Below are 16789 nucleotides of genomic sequence, written 5' to 3'. Positions count from 1 at the left end.
CCTGCGAGATACAATGTATCTCACCCCTTTTTGCAAAAGCACACCATGGCAACCACCACCATGATCCACGTGCGCGTGGATGAAGAGATCAAGGCACAGGCCGCCGAAACCCTGGCCGGCATGGGCTTGACGGTGTCGGATGCCGTACGTGTCTTCCTGATGCGCGTGGTGGCCGACCAGCAATTGCCCTTCGACCTCAGGGCACCCAACGCCGAGACGCGCGCAGCCATGCAGGAGGCACGCACCATGCGCAAGGCACGCTTTGCCACCGCGGACGATTTGCTCCATGACCTCGAAAAAGGCAGCGAGCAGTAAGCGCGCAGTCCTTCCCCGCGCATCGGACCGGACCAAGGCTTTCGCCAAGGACTGGGTCCGGCTGTCGCATTCCGGCCGCCATGACATGAAGCGGTTGAAGGAGGCCATGCTGCTGCTGATTGCCAACGACGCCCCCCTTGAGCCTCAGTGGCTGGACCATGCCCTCACCGGCGACTGGGCCGATCACAGGGAGTGCCACGTGGGGGGCGATTTCCTGCTGATCTACCGGCTCGATGGCCAGGGCGCCAACGAATCGATCGTTTTCGTGCGAGCCGGCACGCACGCCGAGCTGTTCGACTAAGACACACCCAGCAACGCCTCGCACACCTCGCACAGGCGCTCAGCCAGACGCCGGCCCGGCGCCGACAGCTGGGCCCGCACGTGCAGTGCCACTTCCACATCAGGCACGGGGGCGAAGCCGGCCATGCCGTCGAGCAGGCGGTGGCCGGGCCCGACCAGCCGGCGCGGCAGCAGGCTGATGCCCAGGCCCTGTTCCACGGCGGCTTCCAGGCTGGCCAGGCTGGCGCTCACATAGGCCAGGCGCCAGCGCCGGCCGGCGGCATCCAGCGCATGCGTCATCTCGCTGCGGTACAGGCCGCCCTGCGGAAATACCACCAGGGGCAAGGGATCCATCCCGTGGCAGGGATGCCGCGCACTGTCTATCCAGGCCAGCGGTTCGGGCCAGCGTGCCATGCCGGGCGTGCTGCCGCTGCGCTGCTTGACGATGGCCAGGTCCAGCTCGCCGGCCTGCAGTTGCTGCCATATCGCCTGCGACAACCCGCTGGTCAGCTCCAGGCGCAACTGCGGCTGGCTGCGCGCCAGCGCGCCCAAGGCGGGCATCAAGGCATGGCCGGCAAAGTCCTCTGGTACGCCGATGCGCAGCACGGCTTCGGTGGCGCCAGCCAACTGCTCCACGGCCTCGTCCATGAGCGCGAGGATGCGTTGCGCATAGGCCAGCAGGCGCTCTCCTTCCAGCGTGCATTCCACATGGCGCCCGCTGCGGTCCAGCAGCGTGCAGCCCATTTGCTCCTCCAGCCTGCGGATCTGCTGGCTGACCGTGGACTGGGTCAGGTGCACGCCCTGCGCCGCGCGCGTGAAGCTGCCGGTTTCGGCCACGGCGCAGAAGCTGCGCAGCAGGGTGGGGTCTATGGAAGAGGGTTGCATGGGGCTTGGGCGAGTTTCAGTGGCTTTGTCACTGCCTGGCATTTGATCATTTAATTTTCCAATTGATGGGCCCCGTCCTAGACTGCGGCCTCAGCTCCCGATTGCCCAGCCATCCCCATGCAAGAACAAGAACACATCCGCCTGCTGCGCCATGCCGTGCAGCTGGCCCATGACAACCGCCTGCGGGGCGGCCGGCCCTTCGGCGCCCTGCTCGCGCGCGAGGGGCAGATCCTGTCCACGGGCGTCAACGAAATCGTGCAAAGCCATGATCCCAGCGCCCATGCCGAAATGCAGGCGCTGCGTGCAGGCACGCGCGCCCAGGCCAACCCCAGCCTGGCTGGCTGCACCATCTACGCCAGCGGCCACCCCTGCCCCATGTGCCTGGCGGCGCTGGTGATGGCCGGGGCCGAGCAGGTTTTCTTCGCCTTCGACAACGCGGACGCCCAGCCTTACGGCCTGTCCAGCGAAGGCGCCTACCAGCGGCTGCGCATGCCGCTGCAGCCGCCACCGCTGCCCCTGACGCGGCTGGACACGGGCATCACGGCGGCCCAGCTGTATGGCAACGCCCCCTGGGCCTGAAGCCATGTCGTCCATTGCGCCTGCACGCACCGAGGCGCCTGCCGCAGCGCACGCCATTCCAACGGCGCTGTGGCTGGCCACCGTGGTCCTGGTCACACTGAACCTGCGCCCGTTTCTCACGGCCATCGGCCCGCTGGGCCCGCAGATACAGTCCGCCACGGGCATGGATCTGTCCACGCTGTCCTGGCTGACGCTGCTGCCCATGGCGCTGATGGGGATCGGCGCCTGGCTGGCCCCGGCCGCGCTGCGGCACCTGGGTCCGCGCCGCGCCGTGGTCGGGTCCTTGGCGGTGATTGCGCTGGGCTGCGTGCTGCGCGTGGCGGGCTCCAGTGCGACCACCCTGCTGGCCACGGCCGCGCTGTGCGGCGCTGGCGTGGCCCTGGTGCAAGGCGTGCTGCCGGGCCTGATCAAGCGCCAGTCGCCCGCACGCATGGCACAGATGATGGGGCTGTACTCGGCCGCGCTCATGGGCGGCGGGGCGCTCGGTGCCCAGATTTCGCCGCTGGCCGTGCAATGGGGACTGGACTGGCGCTTTGCACTGGCGCTCTGGACTGCGCCCGCCCTGCTGGCATTGGCGCTGGCGCGGCATGCGCTGAGCACATTGCCGGGTCCGGCGCCCATGGCAGCCCATGCCTCGCAAGACACCGGATGGCTGCGCCGGCGCCCGCGCACCTGGATGCTGATGGCCTGCTTCGGCCTCATCAATGGCGGCTATGCGGCCATGGTGGCCTGGCTTGCGCCCTTCTACCAGACGCACGGCTGGAGCCCCGCGCAAAGCGGCGGCCTGGTCGCCCTGCTGTCGGTGGCCCAGGCCAGCGCCGCGCTGGGACTGCCCGTGCTGGCTGCGCGCCATGCCGACCGGCGGCCATGGCTGGGGTTCACGCTGCTGTGCCAGATCATCGGCCTGGCCGCGCTGGCCTGGTGGCCTGATGCAGCGCCGCTGCTCAACATCGTCATCCTCGGCATCGGCCTGGGTGGGTGCTTCGCCTTGATGATGGTGGTGGCGCTGGACCACCTTCCCCATCCCACCCAGGCCGGGGCGCTCAATGCCTTGATGCAGGGCGGCGGCTTTTTGATTGCGGCGCTGGCGCCCTATGTGATCGCCCGGCTGCACCAGTTCACGGGCGGATTCGGCGCCGGCTGGTTGGCCCAGATGGCCGCCGTGCTCGTGGTCTGCGTGCTGGTGTCCCGCCTGGCGCCGCAGCGCTACGCCCAGGCCATGCGGGCACCCGGCGACTGACCCGCTTCAGTGCGCCGTTGCCTGGAAGCCGGCCGACCAGCGCACGAAGGCCCAGATGCACCAGGCCAGGCCCAGCGCCACCAGGCCGCCGCCGATCCAGCCGATGTTCTGCATGCCCGCGTGCATGCTGACCTGGCTGCCCAGCAGCGCACCGCCGCCAATGCCGATGTTGAAGATGCCCGAGAACATGGACATGCCCACATCGGTGGCGTCGGCCGCCAGCTTGAGCACCTGGGACTGCATGGCCAGGGCAAAGCAGATCATGGCGACACCCCAGACCGAGCTCATCACGTAGAGCGATGCCTCATGGCCCGAGGCCGGCACCAGCATCAGCAGGCTGGCCGACAGCACGCCAATGGCGGCCAGCAGAAAGCCGCGCGGATGGCGCAGCCCCCACCAGCTGAACATCACGCTGCCCACGATGCCCATGCCGCCGTACAGCAGCAGCACGGCCGTGGTCACCTTGCCCTCGAAGCCCGCGATGTCCTGCACGAAGGGCTCGATATAGCTGTAGGCCGTGAACTGCCCGGTGATCACGACCACCAGCAGGATGTAGATGGACAGCAGCGCCGGGCGGCGCAGCAGCATGGGCACGCTGGCCAGGTTGCCCGCGTTCTCGCTGGGCAGGCGCGGCAGCAGCCGGGCCAGGGCCACCATGACGATGGCGGCCACCCCGCCCACGGCCAGGAACGTCGTGCGCCAGCCCAGCCATTCGCCCACGATGCGGCCCAGCGGAATGCCCAGCACCATGGCCATGGAGGTGCCGGTGGCCAGCAGGCTCAGCGCCACGGCCTTCCTGCCGGGCGGCGCCACGCGCACGGCCAGCGAGGCGGTGATGGACCAGAACACCGCGTGCGACAGCGCAATGCCGATGCGGCTGACCATGAGCGAGGCAAAGCTCCAGGCCACGCCCGACAGCACATGGCTGGCCACGAACAGCGCGAACACGCCCATCAGCAGCTTGCGCCGCTCCACATTGCGCGTGAGCAGCATGAAGGGCAGCGAGGCCAGGGCCACGATCCAGGCATAGATGGTCAGCATCAGCCCGACCTGCTCGGTGGGCATGCCAAAGCTCGCGCCAATGCTGCTGAGCAGGCCCACGGGCACGAACTCGGTGGTATTGAAGACGAAGGCGCCCAGCGCCAGCGCGATCACGCTGAGCCACGCCTGGGCGGCCGTGGGTGTGGATGACGCGGAAACGGAGCCGGCCGCAGCGGAGACGGAAGGGGGCATGGGGAACGTGGGGCCTTTTTTGTTGCAGCGCAATATTGTGCTGCGCCATGCGACCGCCTGATGTCAGCTGCCGCGCAGGCCCCAGTGCCGCCAGGGGGACTCAGGCCGGAGGCAGGTGGCAGACGGCCTCGATGTTGTGGCCGTCGGGGTCGAGCACGAAGGCCGCGTAATAGTCGTCGTGGTAGTGCGGTCGCAGGCCGGGCTCTCCATTGCAGCGCCCGCCTGCCGCCAGGGCCGCCGCATGGAAGTCATCGACCATGTGGCGGTTGTCCACGCGGAAGGCCACATGGATGGGCGGCTGGTTGGGCGTGCCCCCGCTGATCCAGAAATCGGGCTTGGGCGGCTCGCCGAAGCCCGCAGTGTCCGTATGGCCCGTGACTTCGGCAGAAAGCTCCATGAGGATTTCATAGCCCAGCGGCGCCAGGGCGCGTGCATAGAAATCCTTGCTGCGCTCGAAATCCGATACGAGGATTCCCGTGTGGTCGATCATGGCTGTGCTCCTGCCTGTTCATGACGGACACCAGCATGCCATGGAGACCGCTGCGGCACCAGTGGACTGGCGCAGGTGTTCAGTAAGCGACGGTGAAACGCTGGTGCAGGTGCAGGCCCTTGTCCAGCGCGTCGACCAGGGCCACGGCCAGGTCCGCTGCCGAAATCGTGCCGGGCTGGCCATCGGCCTGCATCAGCGGCTCATCCTTGCCCGTGCGGTATTGGCCTGTGCGTTCGCCATGGTCGCCCAGGTGCAGGGCAATGGGCGGGCTCAGCATCGTCCAGTCCAGGCCCTGCTCCTTTTGCAGATCGTTGAGGGCATCGCGGGCAGCCGAGGCGCCAGGCTTGATGGCGGCCGGGAACTCGGGCGTGTCCACCAATTGCTTGCCGGGTGCGATATAGAGGCTGCCTGCGCCGCCGACCACCAGGTAGCGCTTGATGCCGGCCGCCTTGGTGCCCGCCACGATGGCGCGCGAGCCGCGCATGAAGTCCTCATAGATGTCGGGATTGCCCCAGCCCGCGTTGTAGGCGCTGACCACGGCGTCCGCGCCCGCCACGGCGCGCTGCACGGCGGCGGCGTCCAGTACATCGGCCTGCACGGCCTGCAGCCGCGGCTGGGCCGCCAGCTTGGCGGGGTCGCGCACCAGGGCCACGACCTCATGGCCGCGCTGCAGCAGCTCCTTCAATACCGCCGAACCCACAAAGCCGGTTGCGCCAATCAATGCCACTTTCATCTTCGGTCCTTTATGGCGCCAGGGCGCCTGTTCACGATGGCATTGAGATTACGCCGTTCACAATGCATGCGGTAGACGGCAATTTTTACCAAGACCTTGAAGTGCAGCTTCACAATACAGCCCATGGATGACTACAAACGCATGGCTGTTTTCGCCGCCGTGGTGCAGCACGGCTCCATGAGCGCCGCCGCGCGTGCCCTGGGCATGAGCCCCTCGGCCGTGAGCCAGCAGGTGCGCCAGCTCGAACGCGATGGCGGCGTCACCCTGCTGCACCGCTCCACCCGGCAGATCGCGCTGACCGACACCGGCGAGCGCTACTACCAGCAGTGCGCCGCCATGGCCCAGGCCGCCAGCCAGGCGCGGGCCGAACTCGCGGCCGCGCGCGACGAGCCCGGCGGCGAGCTGCGCCTGTCAGCCACCGTGGGCTTTGCCCGCCACATCGCGCCGGCCCTGGGCCACTGGCTGGCCCGGCACCCCGCGCTGCGCCTGCACCTGGATGTGGACGACGCGCCCATCGACCTCATACAAAGCCGCATCGACCTGGCCTTGCGCTTCGGCCGGCTGGCCGATTCCGGCTGGGCCGCCCGGCGCCTGGGCGCCATGCGCAATTGGCTGTGCGCCTCGCCCGCATGGATACAGGCCCAGGGTGGCGGCGTGGCCTGGCGCCACCCAGCACCGCTGGCCAGCATGCGCTGGCTGGGCCTGGCGCGCGAGGGCCAGGGCCAGGCCCTGCGTGCCGAGGCGCGCCACCCTGACACGGGCGAGACCTACAGCCTGCAGGTGCTGCCGCATGTGGCCAGCAACAACCAGCTGTCCATCCAGCAGATGTGCGAGGCGGGCCTTGGCCTGGCCCTGCTGGGCAGCATGGACGTGGCCGACACGGTGGCCGAAGGCCGCCTGGTGCGCCTGCTGCCCGACTGGGACTTCGGCGGCCTGGACATCTGGGCCGTCACCCCGCAGCGCCAGGCCCAGCCCGCCAAGGTGCGCCAGGCCATCGCTGCCTTGCAGGCCTATCTGGCCCGGTTGCCGGGCGTGGTCGATGCGCCGGCCCCGGCCTGAGGATCATGGACAGCGCACGAAAAAAAGCCCGCACGGGGCGGGCATGAAAACGAAGGAAGGACGGGCTCTCAGTCGAGGGCTGTCTTCTGGCCGTTCTTGAACACGCTCAGCGTGTACGAGGGGTTCTTCATCTCGCCGTTCTTCTCGAAGGCGATCTTCGAGGTCACGCCAGAGTAGTCGGCCTTTTGCAGGAAGGGGATGTAGACCTTGGGGTCCCAGGAGTTGGCGCGCTTCATGGCGTCGGCCAGCATCATGGTGGCGTCATAGAAGTACGGGCTGTAGACCTGGAACTGGCCGGGGTACTTGGCGTCGTAGCGCTTTTTCCATTCCGTGCCGCCGGGCATCTTGGCCAGCGAAGCGCCGCCATCGGCGCAGATCACGTTGTCCAGCGGCTTGGCACCGGCCGCCACCTTGGCCAGCTCGGGCACGCACAGGCCGTCGCCGCCGAAGTACTTGGCATCGTTCAGGCCCAGCTGGGCCATCTGGCGCAGCATGGGGCCGGCCTGGCCGTACATGCCGCCGTAGAAGATGCCATCGGGCTTCTTGGCCTTGATCGAGGTCAGGATGGCCATGAAGTCCGTGGCCTTGTCGTTCGTGAACTCCGAGGCCACGACCTTCACGCCCAGCTTTTCCGCATCCTTCTTGAACACATTGGCCAGGCCCTGGCCATAGGCCGTGCGGTCATCGATGATGGCCACGGTCTTGAGCTTGAGCGTCTGCGCCGCGTACTTGGCCAGTGCCGCGCCCAGCGCGTTGTCATTGGCGATCACGCGGTAGGTGGTGTTCCAGCCGGGCTTGGTCAGGTCGGGGTTGGTGGCCGCGCCCGTGATCATGGGAATGCCGCAGTCCTGGAAGACCTTGGACGAGGGAATGGCCACGCCCGAGTTGAGGAAGGCCACGGCGCCGGCGACCTTGTCGTCGCACAGCTTCTGCGAAGCGGCCGTGCCCTGCTTGGGATCGGCCACATCGTCCTCGGCCACCAGCTGGAACTTGACCTTCTTGCCGGCGATCTCCATGCCCTTGGCATTGAGCTCGTCGATGGCCATGCGCACGCCGTTTTCGTTGTCCTTGCCGAAATTGGCCTGGGGACCGGACACCGGGCCGATGTGGCCGATGCGGATCACCTGCTCCTGGGCCATGGCCACGCCACCCATGCCGGCCACGACGGCCGCAATACACAACTTCCGGGACATCTTCATCGCGCACTCCTCAGTTGAAACAGGCCGTCACGTTATTCCCGTCATCGCGGCTTGGCAATGCCGCGTGACGGGGCCGCGACACTCGGCACCAACTCAGTGTTTACGAGCATCCGTCCCCACCCAAAGCTGTGCTGGGTGGCGCGCCGCAACCGGCGACGCAGGCGACGCTTGCAACTCAGGCCGCGCGGGCCTGGCCCAGCGCCTGCACCTGGGCCAGCTGGTCCAGGGCCGCCAGGCAGGCATGGGCCACCTCCACGCCCTTCTTCACGAAGTGGGCGCGGAAGAACTCCACATGGTCGCCGTGCTCGTGGAAGTCGCGCGGCGTGAGCACGGCCGAGAACACGGGCACCTCGGTGTCGAGCTGCACGCGCATCAGCCCGTCGATCACGGCCGAGGACACGAACTCATGGCGATAGATGCCGCCATTGACCACCAGAGCGCAGGCGACGATGGCGTCGAAGCGGCCAGTGTCGGCCAGCTTCTTGGCCAGCAGCGGGATCTCGAAGGCGCCGGGCACATTGAAGTGGCTGATGTTCTGCGCGGCCACGCCCTGGGCCTGCAGCTCGGCCGCCATGGAGTCGCGCGCCTGGTGCACGACATCGGTATGCCAGCTCGCGCAGATGACGGCCACGCGGCTGCGGCCCGCGACGGCCCTCCACGGCGTGCCCGAGGCCGTGCCGTGTGCGGAGAAATTCAAGGAGACAGGAGTCTGATTCATGGTGCTCTTTCAAGATGAGACAAATGAATCAGGGCGCGCGCCATGGCGCCGCATGGCGCGGCGCAGCCCATGGGAAAACCATGGGCATGGCGCCTGCCATGCAGGTGCTGCGCGATCTCTTTCATCCGGACTGTGACCGTCGGCTCTGGCATCTCACCAGATCTGCTGACCCCGGCCGGCCTTGCGGCTTGCCGGGCGCTCGCGGGCTCCTGGACACATGCCGAAAGACAGATCCAGATACCGCCGGTGGGGAATTTCGCCCCGCCCTGAGAACGCTGCTTTGCGGCGCACGGACTGCGCACCGCCAAAGACAGAGGCCATTCTAGCCGCGCCCGCAAGCCATTGCCGCGATCGGGGCGGCAGGCGCCCTTGCGCACCACGCCTGCGCAATTCATCTGGCAACACCTACAGAATATGGGCGAATTGCTATCAAAATAGAAGCTCCGCTGTCGCCCTTGTTGCCTTGCAAGGACGACCCAGGTCAACCAATACGGCCTGTCAAACGTCATAGGAAGAGATCCAGACAGGAAACACGCCTTTGCCCGGACCCCATACCATGCCCCGTTCCAACGCCCCCACCGCGCAGTCACACCAGCAGCGTGACCTGCGCCCCCTGCGCACGCTGCGCCTGCTGGCCGGCCTTGGCCTTGCCGCCCTGGTCACCGCCTGCGCCGTGCCGCCCGATGGCTACTCGGACATGGGCTCCGGCTACCCCAGCTATCCCAGCTATCCGACCTACCCCAGCTACCCCTCTGGCGGCGGCGTCATCTACCCCTCCTATCCCACGCAGCCCGCCTATCCCGACAACGGCTGGTACGAGCGCCAGCGCCTGCAGCGCGAGCGCGATCGCCTGCAGTACGAGCGCGAGCGCATTCAGCAGGAGCGCAACCGCGACGCCTGGCGCGACCGCCAGGAGCGCGAGCGTGAAATGCGCGAGCGCGACCGGGACCGTGACCGCCAGGCACAGGACCGCGACCGCCAGTTGCGCGAACGCATGCAGGAGCAGCAGCGCCGCGAAGCCGAGCGCCAGCAGCGGGACCGTGAGCGCGACCAGGGCCAGCAGCAACGCGATCGTGAACGCCAGCAACGCGACCGGGAACAGCAGCAGCGTGACCGCGAGCAGCAGCAACGCGCCATCGAGCGCATGCAGCGCGAAAGCCAGGGCGGCGGCAACCCCTACCCCACGCAGGATCCGCGCCACTGGCGTTGAACGGCTGACCAGCGGCATATCCAGCCCCCTGCGCTGCGCACCATAATCGGCAATGCACCACATCCCTGTGCCGTTTGTGATGGGAAAGGAAACCGCCATGCACCGCACCCAAGACCTTTGCCAGCGCCGGGCGCTGGCGGCGCTTGTACCGATGCTTGCAACGCTGGTGGTGGCACTCACCGCAGGCGCGGCCTCGGCCCAGGTCATCCGCTGCACGGACGCCAAGACCGGCCGCGTCACCTACACCAACAGCAGTTGCAAGGACGGCGAAAACCGCGTGCAGGTGCAGGAAGCCCCCAGCCCCGAAGAGCTGGAACGCGAGCGCGCGCAGTCCGCCGCCGCCATAGAGCGCAAGAACCAGCAACTGACGCGCGAAGAGGCCGAGCGCCGCGCGCGCGCCCAGCAGCAGGAGCGCGAGGCGCGCAGCCGGCGCGAGCGCGAGAACTCGGCCCAGCGCGACAGCGGCGACTCCCCTGCCTGCCAGCAGGCGCGCCGCCGTCTGGACACCATCCTGGCCGAGTCCAACCCTGATCCCGCCACCTGGGGCCCGCGCAGTCAGGCCGCCCAGCAGCAAATGGAAATGGCCTGCCTGGGCCCCAAGGCCTATGAGCAGCTGCAGCAATCGCGCGCATTGCAGCCCAATGCCATCAACCGGCCGTGGATCGTCGGGCGCCCCGTGCCGCCGCAGCCGCTGCCGCCTTCGGCGCCCATCTCGCACTGCAACGTGTTCCGCTGCTACGACACCAACGGCGGCATCCATCCGCGCTGATTCACGCGCGCAGGCCCTGCTCCACGGTGGGGTAGCGCAGGCGCAGGCCCAGCTCGGCCTTCAGGCGCTGGTTGCGCAGGCGGCGTGACTCCCCCATGAAGCTCAGCAGGCTGGCCGGCAGCTCGCGCTGTGCCTGCTCGCGCGTGATGCGCGCGGGGCGCGGCAGGCCGTAGAGATCGGCCGCAAAGTCGAAATAGTCCCCCATGCGCAGCTGCGTATCGTCGCTGGCGTGGTAGATGCGCTGCGGCCGACCGCGCCACAGCGCCCGCACGCAGGCGCGGGCCAGATCATCGGCATGGATGTGGTTGGTGTAGACATCCTCTGCGGCACACAGCAGGGGCGTGCCGCGCAGCAGGCGCCCGCGCGGCGTACCGTTTTCCCGGTCCGGCGCATAGATGCCCGGGATGCGCAAAATGCTGGCGCGCAGCCCGCCGCGCCCGGCAAAGCGCACGGCACGCTCGGCGTTCACGCGGCGCTGGGCACGCGCCGTGGCCGGTGCGGGCGGGCGGCTTTCGTCGATCCAGGCGCCCTCGCAGTTGCCATAGACGCCGGAGGTCGAACCATAGACCAGGCTCGCCGGCCGGCCGCGACGGCGCAGCACGCGCAGCAGGGCCGTGGTGCGCGGGTCCAGCCACCAGCCCTCTTGGCCAGCGGGCGGATTGGGTGGCGGCGCCAGGTGGACGACGCGCGTGGCCAGGCCGGCCAGACGGCGCAGCGTGGCAGGTGCGTCCAGATCGCCCAGCAGCGGCGTGATGCCGCGCCCGCGCAGATCCTGCAGGCGCTCGGCGCCACGCGTCAGGGCCAGCACGCGCGGGCCCCGTCGTGCGGCACCGGAGCGCGCTCCGGGCGCGCCCGCCAATGCACCAGCCACGCGCAGCCCCACGTCGCCACAGCCGACGATGAGCACGCGTTCGCGTCGAAAGCGCGCCGGCAGCGCGCCCAATGGGTTTTGGTTTGAGGGCAAAATCCTGGCCTGTTGCGAGGGCGGCCACCCGCGCGCCGCCGGTCGCGGCAGCGGCATGTCCGTCCGGGAAAGAAGATCGCCGGCGCGCTCCACGCGCCCGCCAGCGCCCCCGAGGATACCGAGAACATGACCGAGATAGCCAACGCTTCCCACGAAATCACCGTACAGCCCAGCGGCCGCGCCTTCGCCACGCAGGGCAGCGAGACCATCCTGGCCGCCGCCATCCGCGCCGGCGTGGGCCTGCCCTATGGCTGCAAGGACGGTGCCTGCGGTTCCTGCAAGTGCAAGAAGCTCAGTGGCGATGTCACCCATGGCCCGCATGCCGACAAGGCGCTGACCGCCCAGGAAGAGGCCGACGGCTATGTGCTCACCTGCTGCGCCCGGCCGGCCACCTCGGTGGTGCTGGAGTCCCGCCAGGTCACCGATGCCAGCGCCTTCCCCATCAAGAAAATGCCCGTGCGCGTGGCCACGCTGGAGAAGAAGTCGCACGACGTGATGCAGGTGCGCCTGCAACTGCCCGCCGCAGACAAGTTCCGCTACCACGCAGGCCAGTACGTGGAGTTCATCCTGCGCGACGGCGCCCGCCGCGCCTACTCCATGGCCACGGCCCCCCACTTGCAGGACACGGCACCGGGGCTGGAGCTGCACATCCGCCACATGCCGGGCGGCAAGTTCACCGACCATGTGTTCGGCGCCATGAAGGAAAAGGAAATCCTGCGCGTGGAAGGACCGTTCGGCAGCTTCTTCCTGCGCGAGGACAGCGACAAGCCCGTCATCCTGCTGGCCTCGGGCACGGGCTTCGCGCCCATCAAGGCGCTGCTGGAGCACATCCGCCACAAGGACATCCACCGCTCCGTCACCCTGTATTGGGGCGGCCGCCGCCCCGAAGACCTCTACATGGACGCCTGGGTGCGCGAACAGGCCGAAGCCATGCCGCAGCTGTGCTACGTGCCCGTGGTCTCGGATGCCCTGCCCGAAGACGCCTGGACCGGCCGCACGGGCTTCGTGCACCAGGCCGTGCTGGACGATTTTGCCGACCTCTCGGGCCACCAGGTCTATGCCTGCGGCGCGCCCATCGTTGTCGATTCCGCGCACCAGGCCTATGTGCACCAGCGTGGCCTGCCCGACGAAGAGTTCTACGCCGACGCATTCACCACGGAAGCCGACAAGGCAGCCTGAAGCCAGGACAGATCAATCAATACGCAGAAAAACTGCTCTGCATACCTGCGCGCAGCCAGGTGTCGCAATTTTTTTGCACAATAGCGCCCCTATGAACCGTAGAAACAGCCTTCTCTCGGTCATGGCGGCCGCTGCTGCCCTGGCCTCCCCGCTTGCCCTGGCGCAAGAGCCCATCCGCCTGATCGTGCCCTATGCGCCCGGCGGTCCGCTGGACATCACCTCGCGCGCGCTGGCCGAGCGGGTGCGTGACTCCCTGGGAGTGGTGATCATCGACAACAAGGCCGGCGCCGGCGGCAACATCGGCGCCGACGCCATTGCCCGCGCCACGCCGGACGGCATGACCATCGGCCTGGCCGCCACGGCCACCCATGCCGTCAATCCCTGGCTGTACGCCAAGATGCCCTATGACGCGGGCAAGGACTTCGCCGGCATCACCCAGATGGTGCGCGTGCCCAATGTGCTGGTGATGAACGCGGCCCGTGCCGAGCAGCTCAAGATCCACAGCGTGGCCGACCTGATCGCCTACGCCAAGGCCAACCCCGGCAAGCTCAACTACGGCAGCGGCGGCAACGGCAGCGCGGGCCACCTGGCCGGCGAAATGCTCAAGCAAAAGGCCGGCATCTTCGCGCTGCACGTGCCCTACCGCGGAGCCAACCCGGCCCAGCTGGCCCTGCTGTCGGGCGAGGTGGACTTCAACATCGACAACCTGGCCGCCGCTGCACCCAACATCCGCTCGGGCAAGCTCAAGGCGCTGGCCGTGACCACGCTGAACCCCACCACGCTGCTGCCCGGCGTGCCCGCACTGTCCAAGACCTTCCCCGGCTTTTCCATCGACACCTGGTGGGGCCTGGTGGCCCCGGCCGGCACGCCCAAGCCCGTGCTGGACAAGCTGAGTAAGGCCTTTGGCGATGCACTGGCCGCGCCCGAGACCAAGACCCGCTTCGAGACCCTGATGGCCGAGCCCGTGTCCTCCACGCCCGCCGAGTTCGACAGGTTCATGGCCGCCGAGCGCGCCAAGTATCAGCCCATCGTCAAGGCCTCCGGAGCGAAGGTGGACTGAGCCGATCCATCGCGTCCCGCCTGGCAAAAAGCCGCAGCCGCCCTCAGGGCGCTGCGGCTTTTTCATTCAGGCCACTGTCGGGATTCAGGCTTGTTGGAGATGCCAGCCAGGCTTGTGCGCCAGGCGGATGCCCTGCCCCGCCACGGCCTGCAGCTGCGCGGGTGTGACGCGCTCAGGCGCGATCTCGGCCAGCGGCACGAGCACGAAGGCGCGCTCGTGCATGCGCGGGTGCGGCACGCTCAGGCGCGGCAGCGCGATGCGCTCGTCGTCCCACAGTTCGATGTCCAGGTCCAGTGTGCGCGGCGCGTTGCGGTAGGGACGCTCACGACCGGCCGCCAGTTCGATGGCCTGCAGCGCATCGAGCAGCGCCAGCGGCTGCAGCGTGGTGTGCACGGCGGCCACGGCGTTCAGGTAGTCCGGGCCGCTGGAGTCGACGGGCGCCGTGCTGTAGAGGGAGGACACGGCCACAAGGCGCGTGCCCGGCAGGCCGCCAATGGCCTGCAGCGCCTGGGCCAGCGCCTGGCCCCGGTCGCCCAGATTGGCGCCCAGGCCAATGGCGACCCAGTGCCCCGGCTCAGTCATCCCCGCCCACGGCGCCATCACCACCGCCCTGTGGCTTGCGGCGACGGCGGCGGCGCTTCTTGGGCGCTGATCCTTCCTCACCCTCCACCTGGGGCAAGGCGGCAGCAGGTGCGTCGGCCTGCTGCGCTTCGCCAGCGCCGGCCTCCTCGCGCGCAGGGCGAGCCTTGGCCACGCGGTGCACCTTGGGCTCGGCGCTGCGCTGGCGGGCGCGCTGCTCGTCGCGGGCCTGGGCGATCAGGTCGTCGCGGCGCGCGTCGTCGGCGTTCTGGAATTCCTGCCACCAGCTGGCCAGGCTTTCATCGACCTCGCCGATGTCGGCGCGCAGGCGCATGAAGTCGAAGCCCGCGCGAAAGCGCGGCTGGGCCACCAGGCTGAACGGCGTGGCGCCCGTGCGCTTGTCGAAGCGCGGCTGCATGACCCAGATCTCGCGCATGTCGGCGGCCAGCTTGCCGCGGCCCGAGACATCGCCGATGCGCTGGTCGAACACTTCGTCGATGGATTCCTGCAGCGCGGGGAAGGGGTGCTGGCGCTGGTTCAGGCGTCGCTCCCAGCCGGTCTTGACGTCATGCCACAGCACGCAGGCCAGCAGGAAGCTGGGCGCCACGGGCTTGCCTTCCTCGACACGGCGGTCGGTGTCGGTCAGCGCGGCGCGCACAAAGGGCTGCTCCGCGCGCTCGACCACCACATCCAGCAGCGAGTAGATGCCGCGTGCCAGGCCCAGGCCACGCAACTGCTCCACCGAGGCCAGCGCGTGGCCGGTCTGCAGCAGCTTGAGCATTTCATCGAACAAGCGGCTTTGCGGCACATCGGCCAGCAAGGGCTCGCATTCCACCAGGGGCTTGGCGGTCTTGGGCTCGATCTTGAAGCCCTTGCCCGCCAGCTTGGCCGCGAAGCGCACGGCGCGGATGATGCGCACCGGGTCTTCGCGGTAGCGCGTGGCCGGGTCGCCGATCATGCGCAGCATGCGCTTCTTGGCGTCGTCGATGCCCTTGTGATAGTCCACCACGATCTGCGTGCGCGGGTCGTAGTACATGGCGTTGATGGTGAAGTCGCGGCGCGTGGCGTCCTGGTCCTGCGGGCCCCAGACGTTGTCGCGCAGCACGCGGCCGCTGGCGTCCACCGCATGGTGCATGCCGGCGAGCTGGGCCTTGCTGGTGCGCTCGTTGCCGCTCACGGCCTCGGCTGCGCTGTTGTCCAGGAAGGCGCGGAAGGTGGAGACTTCGATGACCTCGTTCTCGCGCCCGCGGCCATAGACCACGTGCACGATGCGAAAGCGCTTGCCGATGATGAAGGCGCGGCGGAACAGGCCCTTGACCTGCTCGGGCGTGGCATTGGTGGCCACGTCGAAGTCCTTGGGGCGCAGGCCCAGCAGCAGGTCGCGCACGGCGCCGCCGACGATGTAGGCCTCGTAGCCGGCGTCCTGCAGCGTCTCGACCACGTCGATGGCACGCCGGTCCACCAGGTTGGGGTCGATGCCGTGCACCTGCACGGGCACTTCCTGGCGCTTGCCGAAGGGGGACTTGCGGGCGCGGGGGGCAGCCGAGGTCTTGCCCAGCAGCTTGTCGATGATGTTCTTGATCATGGTGCTTCGCCAAACAGGTCCAGAATGCGCCAGCCACGTTCCTGGGCCAGGGCGCGCAGCCGTGCGTCGGGGTTGGTGGCCACGGGATGGTCCACGCGTTCGAGCAGGGGCACGTCGTTCCAGGAGTCGCTGTAGAAGAAGCTCTCCACGCCGCCCCAGTCCAGGCCACGCGCATCCAGCCACTGTTGCATGCGCCGGACCTTGCCGTCGCGCATGCTGGGCGTTCCACGGATCTCGCCCGTGAACCAGCCCTGGGCGTCGCGCTCCAGTTCCACGGCAATCAGCTCCTGCACGCCCAGTGCGGCGGCAATGGGGCGCGTCACGAACTCGTTGGTGGCCGTGACGATGATGATCTGGTCGCCCGCCTGCTGGTGCGTGCGCAGCAGCTCCAGCGCCTGGGGACGGATCGCGGGGGTGATCACCTCGCGCATGAAGCGCTCATGCGCCTCGCCGGCCTGTTGCGCGCCACGGCCGCAGAATGCCTCGGTGGCAAAGCGCACATAGTCGTGCACGTCGAGCGTGCCGGCCTGGTAGTGCGCGAAGAACTCGGCGTTGCGGCGGCCGAACTCGGCCGGATCGGTCCAGCCGATGCGCGTCGTGAACTCGCCCCACTCGTAGTCCGAATCGAGCGGCAGCAGCGTATGGTCCAGGTCGAACAACGCCAGCCGGGGCCGGAGTTGCTTCTGATCAGAGGTCATGCATATCCTAAAAAA

General features: G+C 68.4%; 19 protein-coding genes and 1 riboswitch. Of the genes, 9 read left to right on the top strand and 10 right to left on the bottom strand.

The annotated features are described in order from the left end of the window. Positions 1 to 45: 45 nt before the first annotated feature. Both IAE24_RS09180 and IAE24_RS09175 read left to right on the top strand, forming a co-directional pair. A complete protein-coding gene (locus IAE24_RS09180; RefSeq protein ID WP_099735190.1) occupies positions 46 to 315 on the top strand; it encodes a type II toxin-antitoxin system RelB/DinJ family antitoxin in 270 nt (89 codons plus the stop codon). Continuing rightward, complete coding sequence (locus IAE24_RS09175) at positions 287 to 616, top strand: type II toxin-antitoxin system YafQ family toxin (protein WP_199960598.1); 330 nt, start codon at positions 287 to 289, stop codon at positions 614 to 616. Before IAE24_RS09180 ends, IAE24_RS09175 begins: the two co-directional genes overlap by 29 nt. On the opposite strand, the gene IAE24_RS09170 is transcribed toward IAE24_RS09175, so the two are convergent. Next, a complete protein-coding gene (locus tag IAE24_RS09170) occupies positions 613 to 1479 on the bottom strand; it encodes a LysR family transcriptional regulator (protein WP_199960597.1) in 867 nt (288 codons plus the stop codon). The two genes, IAE24_RS09175 and IAE24_RS09170, sit on opposite strands and share 4 nt — an antisense overlap. Before the next feature lie 117 nt (positions 1480 to 1596). Here IAE24_RS09170 and IAE24_RS09165 point away from each other — a divergent pair, with 117 nt between their 5' ends. Beyond that, positions 1597 to 2058 carry a nucleoside deaminase gene (locus IAE24_RS09165; RefSeq protein WP_012204126.1) on the top strand — a complete coding sequence of 154 codons (462 nt, stop codon included), beginning with the start codon at positions 1597 to 1599 and terminating at the stop codon, positions 2056 to 2058. Between the two features lie 4 nt (positions 2059 to 2062). After that, positions 2063 to 3298: a cyanate transporter gene (locus tag IAE24_RS09160; protein ID WP_199960596.1), complete on the top strand. Its 1236-nt coding sequence runs from the start codon at positions 2063 to 2065 to the stop codon at positions 3296 to 3298. Positions 3299 to 3304: 6 nt separating this feature from the next. Here IAE24_RS09160 and IAE24_RS09155 read toward each other — a convergent pair whose 3' ends face one another. From IAE24_RS09155 to IAE24_RS09145, 3 genes are all read right to left on the bottom strand, one after another. Next, entirely contained in the window at positions 3305 to 4531 is a 1227-nt protein-coding gene (locus IAE24_RS09155) for a sugar transporter (RefSeq protein WP_034391221.1), read from the bottom strand. 100 nt (positions 4532 to 4631) lie between these two features. Beyond that, positions 4632 to 5021, bottom strand: coding sequence for a VOC family protein (locus IAE24_RS09150; RefSeq protein WP_012204123.1), 390 nt, complete (start codon positions 5019 to 5021; stop codon positions 4632 to 4634). Positions 5022 to 5100: 79 nt separating this feature from the next. Continuing rightward, entirely contained in the window at positions 5101 to 5754 is a 654-nt protein-coding gene (locus tag IAE24_RS09145; protein ID WP_199960595.1) for an NAD(P)-dependent oxidoreductase, read from the bottom strand. Positions 5755 to 5877: 123 nt separating this feature from the next. On the opposite strand from IAE24_RS09145, the gene IAE24_RS09140 reads away from it, so the two are divergent. After that, a complete protein-coding gene (locus IAE24_RS09140; RefSeq protein WP_197942753.1) occupies positions 5878 to 6813 on the top strand; it encodes a LysR family transcriptional regulator in 936 nt (311 codons plus the stop codon). A 68-nt stretch (positions 6814 to 6881) separates the two neighbouring features. Here IAE24_RS09140 and IAE24_RS09135 read toward each other — a convergent pair whose 3' ends face one another. Further along, positions 6882 to 8012 (bottom strand): branched-chain amino acid ABC transporter substrate-binding protein, encoded by a 1131-nt coding sequence (locus IAE24_RS09135; protein ID WP_013803650.1) that lies wholly within the window; start codon positions 8010 to 8012, stop codon positions 6882 to 6884. Positions 8013 to 8187: 175 nt separating this feature from the next. Next, complete coding sequence (locus IAE24_RS09130) at positions 8188 to 8730, bottom strand: 6,7-dimethyl-8-ribityllumazine synthase (protein WP_013803651.1); 543 nt, start codon at positions 8728 to 8730, stop codon at positions 8188 to 8190. 109 nt (positions 8731 to 8839) lie between these two features. Further along, positions 8840 to 9008: riboswitch (FMN riboswitch) on the bottom strand. Positions 9009 to 9286: 278 nt separating this feature from the next. Here IAE24_RS09130 and IAE24_RS09125 point away from each other — a divergent pair. Together IAE24_RS09125 and IAE24_RS09120 are read left to right on the top strand one after the other, a co-directional pair. Next, on the top strand, positions 9287 to 9940 hold the full coding sequence (locus IAE24_RS09125; RefSeq protein WP_013803652.1) for a hypothetical protein: 654 nt from the start codon (positions 9287 to 9289) through the stop codon (positions 9938 to 9940). Between the two features lie 97 nt (positions 9941 to 10037). Further along, positions 10038 to 10709, top strand: coding sequence for a DUF4124 domain-containing protein (locus IAE24_RS09120; protein WP_199960594.1), 672 nt, complete (start codon positions 10038 to 10040; stop codon positions 10707 to 10709). Position 10710: 1 nt separating this feature from the next. On the opposite strand, the gene IAE24_RS09115 is transcribed toward IAE24_RS09120, so the two are convergent. Then, on the bottom strand, positions 10711 to 11730 hold the full coding sequence (locus tag IAE24_RS09115) for an SDR family oxidoreductase (RefSeq protein WP_199960593.1): 1020 nt from the start codon (positions 11728 to 11730) through the stop codon (positions 10711 to 10713). Between the two features lie 69 nt (positions 11731 to 11799). On the opposite strand from IAE24_RS09115, the gene IAE24_RS09110 reads away from it, so the two are divergent. Next, positions 11800 to 12852 carry a CDP-6-deoxy-delta-3,4-glucoseen reductase gene (locus IAE24_RS09110; RefSeq protein WP_199960592.1) on the top strand — a complete coding sequence of 351 codons (1053 nt, stop codon included), beginning with the start codon at positions 11800 to 11802 and terminating at the stop codon, positions 12850 to 12852. Between the two features lie 91 nt (positions 12853 to 12943). Next, positions 12944 to 13912 carry a Bug family tripartite tricarboxylate transporter substrate binding protein gene (locus IAE24_RS09105; RefSeq protein ID WP_043781175.1) on the top strand — a complete coding sequence of 323 codons (969 nt, stop codon included), beginning with the start codon at positions 12944 to 12946 and terminating at the stop codon, positions 13910 to 13912. 84 nt (positions 13913 to 13996) lie between these two features. Here IAE24_RS09105 and folK read toward each other — a convergent pair whose 3' ends face one another. From folK to IAE24_RS09090, 3 genes are read right to left on the bottom strand one after another with little or no spacing between them, the layout of a single operon-like run. Next, a complete protein-coding gene (folK, locus tag IAE24_RS09100) occupies positions 13997 to 14512 on the bottom strand; it encodes a 2-amino-4-hydroxy-6-hydroxymethyldihydropteridine diphosphokinase (RefSeq protein WP_099752137.1) in 516 nt (171 codons plus the stop codon). Continuing rightward, positions 14487 to 16076: a polynucleotide adenylyltransferase PcnB gene (gene pcnB, locus IAE24_RS09095; protein ID WP_043824061.1), complete on the bottom strand. Its 1590-nt coding sequence runs from the start codon at positions 16074 to 16076 to the stop codon at positions 14487 to 14489. Before pcnB ends, folK begins: the two co-directional genes overlap by 26 nt. Next, positions 16073 to 16774: an HAD family hydrolase gene (locus IAE24_RS09090; RefSeq protein WP_043824060.1), complete on the bottom strand. Its 702-nt coding sequence runs from the start codon at positions 16772 to 16774 to the stop codon at positions 16073 to 16075. Before IAE24_RS09090 ends, pcnB begins: the two co-directional genes overlap by 4 nt. Positions 16775 to 16789 lie beyond the last annotated feature (15 nt).

The organism is Delftia sp. S65 (genome assembly GCF_016516495.1).
In the GTDB taxonomy this organism is placed as follows: Bacteria; Pseudomonadota; Gammaproteobacteria; order Burkholderiales; family Burkholderiaceae_C; genus Comamonas; species Comamonas acidovorans.
This window is presented reverse-complemented; position numbering and strand designations above follow the sequence as displayed.